8 protein-coding genes are annotated in these 17,024 nt (G+C 33.1%); 2 read left to right on the top strand and 6 right to left on the bottom strand.

Translation table 11 applies throughout. From position 1 onward, the window contains the following. Positions 1–35: 35 nt before the first annotated feature. Both D9782_RS10865 and D9782_RS10860 read right to left on the bottom strand, forming a co-directional pair. Entirely contained in the window at positions 36–5,150 is a 5,115-nt protein-coding gene (locus tag D9782_RS10865) for a non-ribosomal peptide synthetase (RefSeq protein ID WP_121604754.1), read from the bottom strand. Between the two features lie 13 nt (positions 5,151–5,163). Beyond that, positions 5,164–8,982, bottom strand: coding sequence for a beta-ketoacyl synthase N-terminal-like domain-containing protein (locus D9782_RS10860; RefSeq protein WP_121604753.1), 3,819 nt, complete (start codon positions 8,980–8,982; stop codon positions 5,164–5,166). A 978-nt stretch (positions 8,983–9,960) separates the two neighbouring features. Here D9782_RS10860 and D9782_RS10855 point away from each other — a divergent pair. After that, positions 9,961–10,929 (top strand): alpha/beta fold hydrolase, encoded by a 969-nt coding sequence (locus D9782_RS10855; protein ID WP_226983629.1) that lies wholly within the window; start codon positions 9,961–9,963, stop codon positions 10,927–10,929. 356 nt (positions 10,930–11,285) lie between these two features. Here D9782_RS10855 and D9782_RS10850 read toward each other — a convergent pair whose 3' ends face one another. Both D9782_RS10850 and D9782_RS10845 read right to left on the bottom strand, forming a co-directional pair. Next, on the bottom strand, positions 11,286–12,539 hold the full coding sequence (locus D9782_RS10850) for an APC family permease (protein WP_034679745.1): 1,254 nt from the start codon (positions 12,537–12,539) through the stop codon (positions 11,286–11,288). 63 nt (positions 12,540–12,602) lie between these two features. Further along, entirely contained in the window at positions 12,603–13,124 is a 522-nt protein-coding gene (locus tag D9782_RS10845) for a methylated-DNA--[protein]-cysteine S-methyltransferase (RefSeq protein ID WP_121604752.1), read from the bottom strand. A 155-nt stretch (positions 13,125–13,279) separates the two neighbouring features. Between D9782_RS10845 and D9782_RS10840 the strand changes: the two genes are divergently transcribed. After that, positions 13,280–14,179, top strand: coding sequence for a DNA-3-methyladenine glycosylase 2 (locus D9782_RS10840; protein ID WP_121604751.1), 900 nt, complete (start codon positions 13,280–13,282; stop codon positions 14,177–14,179). A gap of 214 nt (positions 14,180–14,393) precedes the next feature. Here D9782_RS10840 and D9782_RS10835 read toward each other — a convergent pair whose 3' ends face one another. Next, the gene (locus D9782_RS10835; protein ID WP_121604750.1) at positions 14,394–15,389 is read right to left on the bottom strand and encodes an aspartate kinase; all 996 of its coding nucleotides are present in this window, start codon (positions 15,387–15,389) and stop codon (positions 14,394–14,396) included. Then, complete coding sequence (locus D9782_RS10830; protein WP_162986378.1) at positions 15,386–17,008, bottom strand: class I tRNA ligase family protein; 1,623 nt, start codon at positions 17,006–17,008, stop codon at positions 15,386–15,388. Before D9782_RS10830 ends, D9782_RS10835 begins: the two co-directional genes overlap by 4 nt. Positions 17,009–17,024: the final 16 nt, after the last annotated feature.

The following is a 17,024-nucleotide window of genomic DNA, read 5'->3' as shown; positions in this document are numbered from 1 at the left end:
TATAACCATTAGTTTAGGTAGACATAAGTGTATTTTTAAAAGGAGAATTCTTGATCTTTAAGCTCATTTAATAATTCATCTTCCTGTAAAATGGATTGCCTCTCCTCTTCGCTACGAATTTCAATATTTCCAAGTTGAATATTTACTTGTGTTGAAATGATCTCAATAATCCGCTGGAAATCCTCGGCTATTCTAGCAACGGTTTCTTTCTTAAATAGTTGAGAGGAATATTCAATACTCATTTCAATATGTTGCTTTTTTTCTAACGCAACTAAAGATAAATCCATTTTTGCTATATTATTAGTTAATAATTTGGGCTTAAGTGATAAATTGTTAATCTGGATAGCTTTACTCAAATCGAGATTGGTCATATCAAAAAGAACATCGAATAATGGATTTCTGCCTTTTATTCGTTTAATATTTAACTCATCAATTAATTCTTCAAGCGGATAATTTTGATTATCATATGCAAGTAAGGAGTTTTGTTTTACTTCCTTTAGAAATTCACTAAATGTCTTATCATTTGTTGGCTGATTTCGCATTGCTAACGTATTTACAAACACCCCCATGATATTCTGCAGATCCGCATGCGGCCTTCCTGCAATTGGTACTCCGACAACGATATCCTCTTGTCCACTATATTTGGCTAATAGAATGTTAAAGGCAGACAGTAAGATCATCTGAAGAGTCACATCTTCTTGCTTCACCAATACTTGTAACTTCTTTGTTGTTCCCTCCTTGATGGTAAATGCTAAGCTATCTCCTTCAAAGCTTTGAAAGGCTGGCCGTTCATAGTCATATAGCTGCTGGAGCATTGGCACCTTATCTTGAAATTGTTCTTGCCAATAACGAGCTTCCTCCTTCATATGATCATTTTTTAAATATTTATATTGCCATTCGGCATAATCTTTGTATTGAATGCGCAATGGTTCCATCGACTCACCGTTATACAATTTTTTAAATTCATTCATAAAAATTTCTACGGATACACCATCGGAAATAATATGATGCATATCAATTAGTAAATAATATGTTCTGTGAGCTTTTAAAATTTCCGCTCGGAATAACGGTGCTTCCTCTAAGACGAATGGACGAATCAATTTCTGAGATAAGCTAGTAATATCAGTTTCATCTACTGTCCGTACAGGAAGATGGAACGCTAGTGTTGGCTTAATTTTTTGGACAATCTCACCATCGACTGTTACAAAATAGGTACGTAGTACTTCATGTCTGGCTATTAATTGATGAAGCGTTTCTTCCATTTGTTCAATATCTATTTCTCCTTCTAGCATAAAGACGCCAGGCATATTATAAGCGGTACTTTCTTTTTCCAATTGTTGCACCGAATACATTCGTTTTTGAGCAGAGGATGTTTGATAGTATTCCTTTTCTACACATGGCTCTATTTGTTTGTATGGATTAGCAACCCCTTTGATATCAATGTAGTCGCTTAACTCTTGAATCGTTGGTCTGTTAAAAAGTTCTTTTAATGGAACTGACACCTCTAATACCTTATGTACCTCACTCATGACAGTTGTTGCTTTTAATGAATGGCCACCTAAGTCAAAGAAGCTATCATGGATACCAATGGATTCTACTCCCAACACATTTTGCCAAATAGAAGTCAGTATTTTCTGTGTTGGAGTTTTTGGGGCTTCATACGCCTCCGAAATAAGCCCCATTACATCTGGCTTAGGTAACGCCTTCCGGTTCACTTTACCATTATTGGTTAATGGAATCTTCATGAGCTCCATAAAGTAAGCAGGAATCATATAGTCTGGCAAGCTTTCCTTCAAATAAGCTTTTATTTCTGATTTATCCATAGAACACTTGGCCACGATATAGGCACATAAATATTTTTGACCTGGTTCACCTTCTTGTGCTACCACGACAGCTTCTTTAATGTCAGGGTGGCTGATCAGTCGATACTCTATCTCACCTAGCTCAATTCGATATCCTCTAATTTTAACTTGGTTATCCATTCTCCCTAAGTACTCCATCTCTCCACTTGGAAGCAATCTTACCAAATCACCTGAATGATATAATTTACTTTCCTCCACATAAGAATTGTCGACAAATTTTATACTCGTTAACTTTTCTTGATTTAGATATCCCCTTGCGACACCATCTCCAATGACACATAATTCTCCTGGAACACCAATTGGTTGGAGCCTTAAATTTTCATCCACAATAACTGTCATTAATGTATGAATAGCCTTACCTATATTGCTAATCCCACTTTGAAGATCTTCTTCCTTTAATTCTTTAAACGTCACGTGAACAGTTGTTTCCGTAATTCCATACATATTGATTAGTTTTACTGTTTTATATTTCTCCATCCAGTCTTTCAACATTATTGGTTTAAGCGCTTCTCCCCCGAAAATAATATACCTTAACGATAATTGTGACCTCGTTTCTTCCATTTCAATTTTCATTAAGTTATAGAAAGCTATTGGTGTTTGATTTAATACGGTAACTTTTTCATTTTCTAATAATGTCCGGAACCTAGTTGTATCCATGGCAACTTCATCAGAAACAATAATCAGCTTTCCTCCATATAGTAAGGCTCCAAAAATTTCCCAAACGGAAAAGTCAAACGACTGTGAATGAAATAAGGTCCAAACGTCCTTTTCTGAAAAATCAAATTGATAGTCATCGTTCTTCATCAACCTTACAACATTTTTATGTTCGATCATAACTCCTTTAGGATTACCGGTAGTGCCAGAAGTATAAATAATATAGGCAAGATCACTTGGGTAGTTTATATATTTTAAATTCCTAGCATCCCCTTCTTGGAAAATGCTCGTATCCGATAAATTAACAACTGAAACATCATCCATCCCTTCATACATATATGTATTTGTAACAACTAGTTTAGTCTGAGAATCTGTTAGCATATATTCTTTTCTTTCCTTAGGCAACTTAGGATCAATTGGTAAGTATGCTCCACCTGCTTTTAAAATTCCTAATATACCAATGATAAGTTCAATTGATTTATCAACCATAAGTGCTATGATTGAATCTGCTTGAACACCAAGATTTCGTAACTTCCTAGCCAGTTGATTAGCCTTCACATTCAAATCACGGTAAGTTAGTTCTTCCTTATTGTCTTTAACAGCAATATGATTCGGATATTTCTCTACTTGTTCTTCAAATAACTGATGGACAGTTTTTTCCTTTGGATACAACACACTTACATTATTAAAGTTGTTTAAAATTAAATCTCGCTCTTCTGGAGTGATAATGGGTATATCACTAATCTGATTATTAGTATTGTCTAATACGTTTTCAGTCAATCTGCTAAAGTGTTTAGCCATTCTTTTTATAGTTTGTTCACTATAAATGTCTGTATTGTATTCAATGTTAATTGCATATTCTTTTTCTTGATTAACCTCGAAAAACAAATCAACTTTTGAGCTTTTCGTCTTGATTTCATCACTTCTAATGTTAATACTGGGACTATTTAGTTCTCTAATCAGGTTATTTTGAAATGTATAGAGTACATCAAAGATAGGATTTCTGCTTTTATCTCTCCTAGTATCGAGCAGATCTACTAATTCTTCGAAAGGATAATCAGCATGGTCCGTTGCTTGAAGTACATTCGTTTTCACCTTATCCAGTACATCAACAAACGCTTCTTCTGTATCAATATAATTTCTAATAGGAATTGTATTGACGAACATCCCTATTAAGTTTGCTGTTTGTAAATCTTTTCTTCTATCTAATGTAGATCCAATTACAATATCTTGTTGTCCGGAATACTTCGCTAATAGAATATTAATACATGTAAAAAAGAACATGTACGGAGTAACATGGTTCACTCTACAGAAACTATCAATCTTCTCACTCAAATGATGGCTTAATATGAAGCTTACATTATCTCCATTAAATGTTTGTAAGTACGGTCTTGAATAGTCACTATGAATATCCAGAGTTGGAATACCATCAGCAAACACATTTTTCCAATACGTTTCTTGTTTCCTCTTATCAACATCTTTATTACCTTTTTCTTTTTGTAGGATATAATCCTTATATTGTAGCGTTAAATCATCTAGTTCCTGTCCACTATAATGAGTCATTAATTCATGTAAGAAAATTGCAGAGCTTGTACCATCAGCGATAATATGATGAGTATCTAATAACATCACATGGAAATTTGTCTTCACCTTAATTAGTTTTATCCTAATTAAGGGCAAGCTATTTAAATCGAATGGTTTTATAAAACACTCCCTCTCACGATTTATTAATTCGTATAGATCGACATCTTCCTCCAGAATAGAATATGGAATGGAAATGTGCATCTTATCGACTATTCTTTGTACGACTTCTCCATTGACCTCAGCGAAGTACGTGCGTAATGATTCATGCCTTTTTATGATGACATTAAGCGAATTTTCCAATTTTTCAACATCCAAATCCCCTTCTATTTTGACAACACTCGCAATATTGTAATTTAAACTATTCTCATCCACTTTATGTAGTGTATACATTCTTTTCTGTTCAGAAGAGATTGGATAAATTTTATTTGCATCATCTTTTCCCTCTCCTCGAACTAGAATTTCTCCTTCTTCTGTCAATTCACCAAGAATACTAGTGTTGTAAATTTCAATCTTATTTGGGCCAATAAAGATATTTCCAATAGTACCTTTTGGTAACAACTGCATTGTATCATCCAAAATGAATACTCTAATGTCATGACAATTTACGATACCAAACTGTTCTAAATTCACTTTTAGCTTTTTTTCTATATAGTCATAAGGAAACGTAGAGTAATAACGCATAATTTCCTTTGATTCAAGTACTGAAGCAGTTCTGTTTAACTCTTCTTCTAATTCTTCGTTGCTAGCATTTTCTTCAGTTGTTACCGTTGCTTGTAAATAGGATGTCTCTACTTCGTTTACTATATTAGATTTTTCATTTATATAAGCAGCAATTTTATTTAAATCAGATAAGTCATTAAAAATTCTAGAAAATGGGATTTCTATACCAAATTGTTGTTTAATATGGCTATTTACCCTAGTAAAAATAATGGAATCGAATCCCATTTCAATAATATTCTCATCCGGTTGTAGTTCTTGATTATCAACCTTGGTTACTTCCGATACTATTTCTAATAATCTATTCAGGATTTTATTCATAGAACTACCCACTCTTATACCCCCTTTAGAAACTTGGCCAACATTTCAATTTTTGAAATACATAAGTTGGCAGACTAACCTTCTTCGTCTGTTGCGAACTATATAACTGCTCCCAATGAAGTTCCGCTGCTCCCCTAATATATAGTTGGGCAATTCTAGATAAGTTACCTGTTCGATTATCTATAGTTGTGTTAGCCACAATATTATTTCCACTATCACGTAAAGCAATTATATTCTCTTTAGTTAATTCATCAATTTTTGTCGTTTTAGTAGCTTCTTTCACCCGTTTATGAACTCCAAAATAAATATGATTAGCTAAATCTGTTTTACATTCAAAATGGTTCAATTTTTTTATTAAATCGTCCAATGAATCAGCGACAATAGCTATTCTATATTCAAAATGTTCTCTACCTATATTAGATGTATAGCATACATTTGAAAGTTTTAAGTGCTTATTATTTTCCATAAATTTAATATATTTTTCGACTAACTGATTTAGTGTTGTATTATTCTTGGCTGATAGCGTGAAAATATGGCTTTCATTTGATTCTAGGCTTTGTTCTTCGTGACCTCGGTATTCTTCTAAAATTACATGTGAATTGGTTCCAGACAATCCAAAATTATGGATTCCACATCTTCTCACTCCATTGCGAGGTAACCAGTCAGTTTCAGTAATCGTAATATAAAACGGTGAATCGTTTAAATTTATGTTTGTATTTGGTTTTTTAAAGTTAGCAAGTGGAGGTAATTTTTTATTTTTCAACATAAGACAACATTTTACTAAGCTTGAAAGTCCTGAGGCTTCATATAAATGCCCAATATTTCCTCTAACAGAACCTAATGAACAAAACCGGCTTTCACCATGCCCGCTACTATAAGCACTAGATAAGGCTTCAAACTCGATTGAATCACCAATATCCGTTCCTGTTCCTTGTGCTTCGACATAAGTTATCGAGCTTGGTTCAACCTTTGCATTTCGTAATGCTTTCATAATTACTTCTTTTTGAGCAGCAGGATTTGGAGCTGCTAAACCTAGAGTAGTACCATCGCTATTTACTGCCATCCCCTTTAAAACAGCATAAATATGATCTTGATCATGAATTGCTCTTTGTAGTGGCTTTACCATAATGGAAATAACTCCTTCGCCTTCCCCAGTTCCATTACCCTCTGAGTCAAATGGTTTGGTTCGATAATCTTCTGACTCAAATCCAGCTCGCAGGCCGTCCTTAAGGGGAATGGTCTTAATCCTAATTCCACCAACTATTGCCTGCTCACAATTCCCACTTTTTATGTCATTACATGCAATATTTAATGCGACTAAAGAAGAAGAGCAAGCAGTATCAACAATCAAACTAGGTCCTTTTAGATTCATCATATATGACACTCTTCCCGCTATATTAGAAGAAAGATAGCCTGTAGGTGTTTGAATGTCTTTCGATGCTTGTAATATTTGTTGATACTTAAATCCTTCCATATCTCCCATATATCCTACATACACTCCAGTATTAGACCCCTTCAATGTTCCGGCATGATATCCAGCATCCTCAACTACTTTAACTGTAGATTCTAGAAACATTCTTTGCACCGGAGACATTGCAACACCTTCAACCGGCAGAATATTAAAATATTTATAATCGAACGTATCAATATTATTTAAGTAAGCCCCACGATGATATTCCATCTTATTTTCTGAATACCCAACTGATAATAAGTAATCGGTAAGATCTTCTTTTCTATTTTCAGGAAAATCCCGTACTCCTTCCCCCCCATTCCGAATGTATTCCCAATATTCATCTTGCTCTTCTGCTCCAGATGCTTTTAAAGAAATACCTATAATAGCAATATCATCACCAGCCTGATTCATATTTTTCCTAGAGCTGTTTTTCTCATTCACTTGTTTCTTTCCATTTTTAATAAAATCAGCTAGTTCTTTAATGGTTTGATTTGCATAGAAATCTGCAACTTTAATATGGTCTCCATATTTTTGCTGTAGCTCTGAAGCTACTTGAGTTAACTGCAGTGAACTGATACCCATTTCAAAAAAGTTATCTTCAAGTCCAATTTCAACTTCGCTTATGTACATCTTACATATAGAGACGATGCCATTTTCTATTTGATCAATATCCTCGCTATTACGCTCACCTTTCTTTTTATGTTCATCGATTTGCTTTATTATAGATTGGAACTTCCCTTCTTCAAACCGCCTTACCAGATTAAATCTTTGGACTTTACCGCTGGTTGTCTTCGGAATTTGTTTTAATGGAATAACATGGGAAATTTGGACACCTAATCGATAATTTAATTCTCTTTTTATATTTTTCTCTATTTCTATAAATTCCTCGTCTGACTTTTTAAATTTAATAAATGCTACAATATGCTCTGTTTGCTCTTTAAAATTTCTTGCACCACCAACAGCTACTTCAGCTTCACTAAGTGGGATTCCTGCGACTTCACGAATAACTCTTTCTAAGTCATTAGCAAAGTAATTCTGACCATTAACAAACAACACATCTTTGTAGCGACCCACTATTACTAATCGTCCATTTTTTATAAATCCTATATCACCTGTATTCAACCAGCCATCTGCAGATAATGCTTCGTTTGTTTTTGCTTCCATGTTGTAATAGCCGCTGGTTACATTTTTTCCCTTTATCTCGACAGCTCCTAGCATATCCTCGTCTAATACAGTTTGACGATTATCAGTTATTCGGATACTTGTATTTGTCAGAGGGTAACCTACATCAACAAACGTTGCAGCAAAGTTACTAGTATCGTTTTGCAGGTAAACTACTTCTTCCCCAATCTTAATTGCTCTTCTATCGATACACCACGTTATCACGTTGCCATCCTCTGGATAAGCTGCTGAAACCCCAAGACATGCCTCTGCAAGCCCATATGCAGGACACATTACAGTATCTTTCATACCATATTTACGCATCTTAGAGAAGAATTCCTGGATTAGATCTGCTGAGATTGGCTCGGCTCCATTAATGATAATTCTAACATTGGATAAATCGACATCTTCTGAGACTCTTTTTGCGTATTTTAATGTGTACCTATAACCAAAGTTGGGAGAGAATAGCAGTGTTGATTTATGCTGACTTGCTTTTTCTAACCACATTCTAGGTCTTCTAATAAAATCATTTGTATTAATATTGACTTGATTAATGTTTAATAATGTAGGTATTAAATGACATCCAATTAACCCCATATCATGGGACATAGGTAACCACGTAATTAAGCTATCCTCGCTTGTCATGCGTGTACCATTAATAATCCCTTCCATATTAGCGAGTAAATTATAATGTTTTAACATAACTCCTTTTGGTTCACCAGTCGATCCTGAGGAAAACTGTAAAAAAGCTATATCATCTTGATTACTTTCATAAATTTGTCCATCTTCCTCATAATGATAAACATCTCGAATATCTATCACTCTATTTTTAAGTGCTGATAGATCAATATCATTATTCTTTGCATATTTTTCTAGTACTTCATAGTGCTCAAGGTCACAAATTAGATATGGGTTATTTAATTGATTCCATACTTTAAAAAATTTTAATTTATGTTCATCATTCTTGCCTGTACTAAGTGGCACAGGAATTATTCCTCCCAATAATCCTGCCCAAAAAGAATGAACAAAATCTTCATTATCATTTAACTGGAATACAAGTTCATCTTTGTAGCTAATCCCTTTACTCTGTATATAGCCTAAAATTTTAATGCTTTTATCCAATAAATCATGATATGACACGAACTTTTCAATTCCGTTTTTTTTAACGAAACTGATACCCTTTTCTGTTTCTGATTCCTTATTTCTAATAACATTAATTAAAGTCGACAAATTACTCCCCCTCCGTTTTACCTTTGAACCCCGAATAATTTATATCACTAGAATTCATGTAATTTTTCTAACAAGGTAATTATATCTATTTTTAAATAGATATAAATTAATTGAGTAAATTTTTAATAGTGTCTAAAGTCTTATAAAAAAATATTCCCTTATACAATCCACTAAAATTGTGTCACCATACTTATCAGAAATCGTATCATTTAATTTATTTTTTCAGTTACTTTAACTAGCAATTTCTAGTCTTTTTTACTTCTTTCGACTAAAAACAAGATACTTTAGTCATATTTTACATATATTTCAATTATACAAATTATCGATTATTATTAACTGAGCAAAAAGAATTATTTTTTTGTAAATTTAAAATATTGGATAGAGATTTATTACCATTAATTGTTATTGTTACCATTTAAACTCATAAATTGTAATTAGTTTAGTAAAATATACTATTTCAATCATAATTCGTTTAATAAATTGATAAGTATTTACAGTTTACCAGTTCGATTTATAGAATAATTTTTTATGAAAATATAAGGTATACTGGATGGAATAAACTGAATATACTCTAAATATTTTTCCTTCTGTTCGTACTGTAAATTTATCTACTTAAAGAATTTTTCCTCATCGTCTCCTCAAACATAATTAGTTCCTCCATATCTCAATCGTAAGCAACCTTGTATGCTAATTTATTCGAAAGAAAGGCCATATGTACTAGCCATCCTTGACATTTTATGGGCTATTATCACATAAATAATACATCCTTTAGTACAAATGAACTCTTATTTCAAATTTATATACACTCTAAAACTTTTGCTCTAATTATACATATCTTTCTAATTATATTTTTTTGGGGAAATTACTATATAGTGATTAAAATTTTTTTACCATTTATAAGCATTATTTAAGAAAAAATCTATAAAATTATAAAGTAGTCAGACGAGAAAGCTAATGATGTAAAAGGAAGGATAAGTAATGACAATTAAAAAGATTAGCTTTTGGATGTTCATTAGAAATAGTTTTCTTATTATTGCTGTGATCTTATTATTTTGGATAATATTAAACCAGATTGTGATGGAGCTTGAGCAACACCGATATCCGCCATTAGGTCAATTAGTTGAAGTGAACGGTGATAAAATGCATGTGTATGTTAAGGGAGAGGGTGAAAAAACGATTGTTTTATTAAGTGGTGCTGGTACAGCTGCACCAGCATTGGATTATGAACCTTTAATAAAAGAAATGGCAAAGAATAATAGAATAGTAGTTGTAGAGACATTTGGGTACGGTTGGAGTGAAACTACTAATAAGAAGCGAACTGTTGAGAACATTGTAGAGGAAATAAGGACCGCACTGTATAAAGCTAATATTAAAGGTCCATATATTTTGATGCCTCATTCAATATCTGGTATTTATAGCTTGTACTATGCCAATAAATACCCCGACGAAATTAAGGCAATAATATGTAATGATTGCACTTTGCCTCAAGTAGTAGATTACTTTAATGAATCTATTCCTACTATACCTCGATATATAAGTGTTTTAGCATCGACTGGAGCCACTAGGTTAGCAGTATATTTGAATTCAGCGAAGTACCTTCCTGAAGCAGAAAATGGAACTTATTCTCTTGAAAACTTAGAAAAGACTAAAATCTTATCGGCATGGAATTTAGGCAACAAAAATATAATTGCTGAAGTTAATGAAATAAATCATAATATTGATAAAACAGTTAATATGTCTTTTCCTACAGATACACCCGTTCTAATATTTACTAAATACAGTGATAGGATAACGACAAATGGTAAAACAATGGAAGCTTTTTATCAAAAGCAGATAAACCATTTATCAACTAAAAAGCTCGTTGTATTAAGAGGACATCATTATTTACACTGGTCTAATTTTAAGGAGATAAGCAAAACCGTTTATGATTTTATAAATACATTTTAACTTTTAAAGTTAGATGTAATAACTTTAAAAAAATTATATAGTCTTCATTCCACGCCATACAAACATTCTTATTCATTTGTTGACCAAAGTAAACCACATTTATGGGATAGATGGCAAAACGAACTAAAATTACTTACTATGACTATCGCTTTTGTATCCTTTTTCGGTCAATCGGTAATCCTTGCATCAAAATTATTTTTGATACAACTTTCCTTAATACGATGCCCTGTTTTTATAGTTCACCATCTCCCTAGACCCTATGCAGGATTACCTTGTAAAAAGGAGGTTATGCTCCTAGTCTATGGATCTCTTTTTAACTGGCTCTATTAACATATATTAAAGATTTCATTTATAGCTTATTGACTCCTATAAAAGCTTTTAGTAAGCATATATAGACAATAAGCTATCGATACAAATAAAGGTACCAACAGATATACTTCAAAAAAAGGAATGACACATAAAATAAATACAAATGAAACAAGTGAGCAAATCCAAGGCTTGCTCCACTTCTTAAAAAGTTTAACACCTGAAATCATTGTTAAAGCATATACGATTAAACCAAGTGACGTCGGTATAAAAAGCAGATCATCAAATGTTGCTGAAAATATAACTGTGATTATTACGCCTATAACTGCAAACCCAACTGCAAATATAACCATGCGTCGTGGAACACCAGAACGATGTATCTTTGATAATACGGTTGGGAATGCTTTATCTCTGCTCAAGGAATACCCTAGCTGCGCCAAACTAGCGATAAATGCGTTTGATGTACCAATACATATTAAATAGGCAAGTACTGCAGTTAATACTTGTGCCCCTATCCCTAGATTATCTTGTATAATAACAGCAATTGGCGAAAAATCGCTTTCAACACTACCATATGTATTTGTGCCAATAGTAACAAAACTAAGTAGTAAAAATAAACAACCTATAATCAATGCGCTAATTACAGAGCTTTTTACAATATTTTTATCAGGTTGTTTGAAATGAGAGGATAAGTTGCAGATTGCCTCCCAGCCAAAGAAGGCCCAGAAAATAACAGTAATAGCAGTGCCAATGGCATACCATCCATCCGTAAAGAAAGGTTGGAAATTATTAAGAGTTACACTTGGTAAAGCTACAATGATTGTAGTCAGTAGTAATAACAATAGACATGAGCTAATGATTAATGCAGCCTTTCCGCTTACTTCCAGACCAAAATAATTAAAGCAGCCTGCAATTAATAAAATTAGTATCGCTGCATATACCTCACCTAAAGGGGTGAAGTTGAATGCCTTACTTAAGTAAAAAGCCCCAGTTAATGCAACGATAGACTGACCAATTGCGGCAGTTACAAAATAGAACCAACCGACGATGTTCCCTAAATGATAACCAAATGACTTTCGAACAAACGTTGCTGTCCCCCCAGCATCAGGGAAATCTCTAGCTAAACTTGCAAAACTATATGCTAATGGAAAACTAAATATAATAACAATAATCCAAGATAGTAAAGAAGCAGGCCCTGCTATAGAAGCGGTTATTCCTGAGACAAATAATACACCAGATCCCAATATTGCAGCTATATATAAACTTATTCCTTGATAAAGATTAATTGTTTTTTTAGTAGTCATGTTCCACACTCCAAATTAAATAATAGTTACATAGAAAAATTCGGAAGTACGTTAAAAAATGATTTAAGATGGATTATTATTTAGTATGTCTTTTTCTAATTGTAGCAACTCATACTTAAACGTTAACCCTCCTCTATAACCAGTGCTTTTACCATTTTTTCTTACAACACGATGACAAGGTATCATAATTAATATTGGATTTGTAGCAATCGCGGAAGCTACAGCTCTGTATGAGTTGGGTTTGCCTAATCTTCTGGCAACATCTGAATAACTCACTGTTTCACCAAATGGTATACATTTTAAAATTTCCCAAACCTGCTGTTGAAATAGGCTACCGCGTAGATCAAAATTTACAGTAAATTCTTTTCTTCGACCAGTAAAAAAATCCTTTAATTGTAATTTGTAATTCCTCAATTTATCCTCATCATTTATCAATGTAGAATGATTGAAAACTTTGGTAGCCCAATCTTGGAAATCTGTACCTGTTTCATACGGGGATCCAACATAAGCTATTCCATGATCTGTACTAGCGATGATTCCTTTTGCATTTTTTAAATACCAATAACTCCAATAGACTCGACACATTACAGTTTTTTCCTTTCATTATTAATGTAAAACAAAGTGTATGCTATTCATTATTTTTATACAAGTAATTTTGAATGTAAAAGCAAGAAATCAAAAGTACAGTTACAGACAATTATGCTATCGTTATAAGAAAATATAGATAAAGGAGTTTTAGCGTGACAGTTTATAAACAACTTCTATCTCTTCCTGAAGACTTCTCTTTTAGGATTAACTTGGATTATTTAAAAAGTACAGAGGATGGTTTATTCCGTACCGATCAAGAAAGCATAACACGCTTTATCGTTTTAGATGGCAATCTTTTTTTTATAAAGATATATGTCAGTAATAACAATAGACTGGTTATAGAAACTGAAGATGTCAGTCAATCTTACACGAAACAGTTTGAGCGACAAATAATGCTTTACATCCGAGATTGGTTCGATTTAGATATTCATTTAGAACCATTTTATACCATTGCAAAACAGGATGAATATCTTAAAATGCCTATATCAAAATTTTATGGATTAAGAAATATAGGAATACCGGACATTTTTGAAGCCTTTGTCTGGGCCATTTTAGGGCAGCAAATAAATTTGAGCTTCGCTTCTACACTAAAAGATAGATTTATTAAAAATTATGGAAAAAGACTAATTCATAATGGAGAGGACTATTGGCTATTTCCTTCCCCTCGTCTAATAGCTTCATTAAGTATGGATGAATTGTTTAAGATTGGTATGTCTCGAAGAAAATGTGAATATATCCGTGGTATAGCACGGCTGATTGCCAATAACCAGATATCAAGAGAAAAATTAGTTCAACTATCTGACATAAATTTAGCAGTAAAGCAACTAACTGCAATAAAAGGAATTGGTCCATGGACTGCAAACTATGTATTACTAAGGTGTGTGCGATATCCCAATGCATTTCCTATAAATGATGTTGGACTTCATAATGCATTAAAGTTAGCTGGGTCATTAGATAGGAAACCTTCGATAGATGAGATTAAACAAATAGCTTCTGCTTGGGAAGGATATGAATCTTACGCAACGTTTTTTCTATGGAGATTAGTATATTAAAGTGTTTCTACTGTACAATAGAATTAACAAAAAATACTGCCCCAAAAGGTTCATTCAGATACAAGAAACCGGAATAACCAAGACCCCAAATGGAAGAACCATCGTAAATTCGTGCAACAGTGATTTATTTGCTCAGAGGCTAAACTGTTGTCGTTGAAAGATAGGATATTCCAGTTCCTTTAAATAGAAATTTATCTTTTGGGACAGTTCCTCATCATTTAATACTTTCTATGAAATTTTTATGAAATACTTCGACATATTTGTTGACGATCTGAATGGGTATGATTAGCTCGATCTTATCAGAAAAGAAAGAGAATGAATGAATATTCATATTATAATATAGGATATATCTATGAAGATCTTTATTTTTGTTTAAGCTGTGACCAATGATGGTTACTTTTCCTCTTTTATCATCCATGACATTTGTTGTTAAGCAAATTATACTACCTGGTGGTAAGCTTCTATTCGTTATTGTTCCAGCAATTACAGTTCCTTGAGAACTCGATAATTTTTTGATTTTAATTGGTATGTTGCTTTTTTTAGCCCATTTAATTGCTTCCGGATGGATAACCTTTCCACCACTTGCAGCTATTTTCAAGGCCTGGTCATAGTTAAGTGTTTTTAGGGTTTGAGCAGAATTTATTATTTTGGGATCTGTAGTCATTATCCCAGGCACATCTGTATAAATATCTAATTGGCAAGCTTGGAAGGTTTGAGCTATCGCCGCAGCCGTGACATCGCTCCCTCCCCTGCTTAGTAATGTTGTGTCACCAGTATAAGTGTACCCCTGGAAGCCAGCTATTATAGGAATAATTCCCTGATTAATTAGTTCTTCCATGTTTCTTTTGTCTATAGATATGATTTCCGCATCTAAATAGTCGTTAGATGTCACTATTCCAGCATTCGCACCTGTCAATGCGGATGATTTTAAACCCCGATAATTTAAATACGAGCTCAGTACGATGCTTGATATGATTTCCCCACAAGAAGAAATTAATGCTGTTTCTCTTGGTGATAACTCATTCTGTTTAATATATCTTAGTAAAGTATCCGTTGCATATGGATCACCTAATCGCCCAATTGCAGATACAACTAGAATTAATTTATATCCTTTCTCTTGTTCTTTCGTAATAACTTCAGCAATATTTCTTCGGTCTTCCATGGTTTTCAAAGAATTACCACCAAATTTAAGAACTTTTATCTTTTTCATGATCCTCTCCTGGTTTTAATATTCAATGCGTAAAAAAATTCTTTTTCATTTCCAACTTCGTCACAAGTACTGATGTCATAAATTGTATCCCATAACAAATTCGAACTACTTGCGCCTAAATTTCTCATTAATTTTTTGGAGAAGGTCGGCATAATTGGATAAGAAAAAACAGATAAAGCCTTTAATAGATAAGTGACATTAGCTACCTGTTGCGTGTATAAAAAATCGTCTTTTGCTTTCATTGGTAAAACCTTTTCCTCTAAATAATCAATAATTGAACTCATATAGTCCTCTAATTCAAAGGAAGCTTTTCGTAGACTAAATTGTTCCAAATCATAGAATTTTTCTAGATTCTTTTTTGTTCTTTGTATTAAGCTAGAGCTTTGATAATGTATTGCAGCGTTTTTGGGTATGATTCCCTTAAAATCATGATTAATCATTTCTATATATCTATTTATTGTGTCTTCCCATTTTTTAGTGAATTTATCATTAGTCTGTAAAAAATCATCGAAAGAAAAGTTAGTTTGCATATGCTCCGGATTAGTTAAGGATAAATAAAACCTAAGATTATCTGATGGAACATCCTTTAAGAGTTCTCCTCCCCATATTGCATGTCCTTTACTTGTAGAGAACTTCTCTTTATCTAGTAAATAAAAGTAATTCGTAATGATGTGCTCAGGTAATAACTCATCCTTTTCGATAGCAAATGCGCTTGCAACATGTAGTACGGAATTAAAAAAACTGTTATCAAATCCGAGGAATTGTACAAGCGTCTGTTTATGTTTGTTCTCTCTGCGAATACCATATTGATGTAGATAATGTGAATCAATACTTTCTAATATCCCAGGGTACATTTCAAACCATACATTTATTACTTGGTCTTTAAATCCCTCGATTGGAACGGGTATTCCCCAATTCGAAGGATAGGTTACTGGATAGTCCGGAATATCTTTTGCTATTATCTGTTTACAAAATTCTATTAGCTGAGGTCTCCAAGTTGTTCTTGATGAATAAAAATGATTCAACTTATCTTTATAATCGTTAATAGGGAAAAATAGACCCGTATATTGTTTAATTGTTGGAATAGATTTACAAATTGTGCAGAAGGGCTGCTCCAAATTAATAGGGTCGTTAATTTGACCACAAGCTTCGCATAAATTACCAGATGAATCACTTTTACAATAGGGACACTTTCCTTTTACAAATGACTCATATAAATTCAACTTACATTTGTCGCAGTATAATATATCTTTCGTTTTCTTTTTTAATTTCCCTTTATTATATAATTCTAGGAAAAATGTTAATACATAATTAATATGTTTGTTATTACCCAATGGATTCTTGTATAAATCCACATCGATGTTTGCCGATTTTAATGTAGATCTAACAATATTATTATTCTTCTCTACCATTTCTTCTGGATCGATTTTCTTATTATTAGCTGTTGTCGCTACATAGCTCTGGTGATCATCACCATAAGTAATATACGCAACGTTATTACCTGTTATTTTTTTGAAGCGGGTGTAAACATCCGCCGCAAGATAGGGGCCAGCTAAATGCCCGATATGAAGGTCGCCATTAGGTGTCGGTGGTGTTGCCGTAACATATATTTCACTCATCATAAAACCTCCTCAT

It is taken from the genome of Virgibacillus sp. Bac332 (assembly GCF_003667785.1).
Lineage (GTDB): Bacteria > Bacillota > Bacilli > Bacillales > Amphibacillaceae > Virgibacillus > Virgibacillus salarius.
The sequence above is the reverse complement of the archived record's forward strand: the minus strand, read 5'-3'. Positions and strand labels throughout refer to the sequence as shown.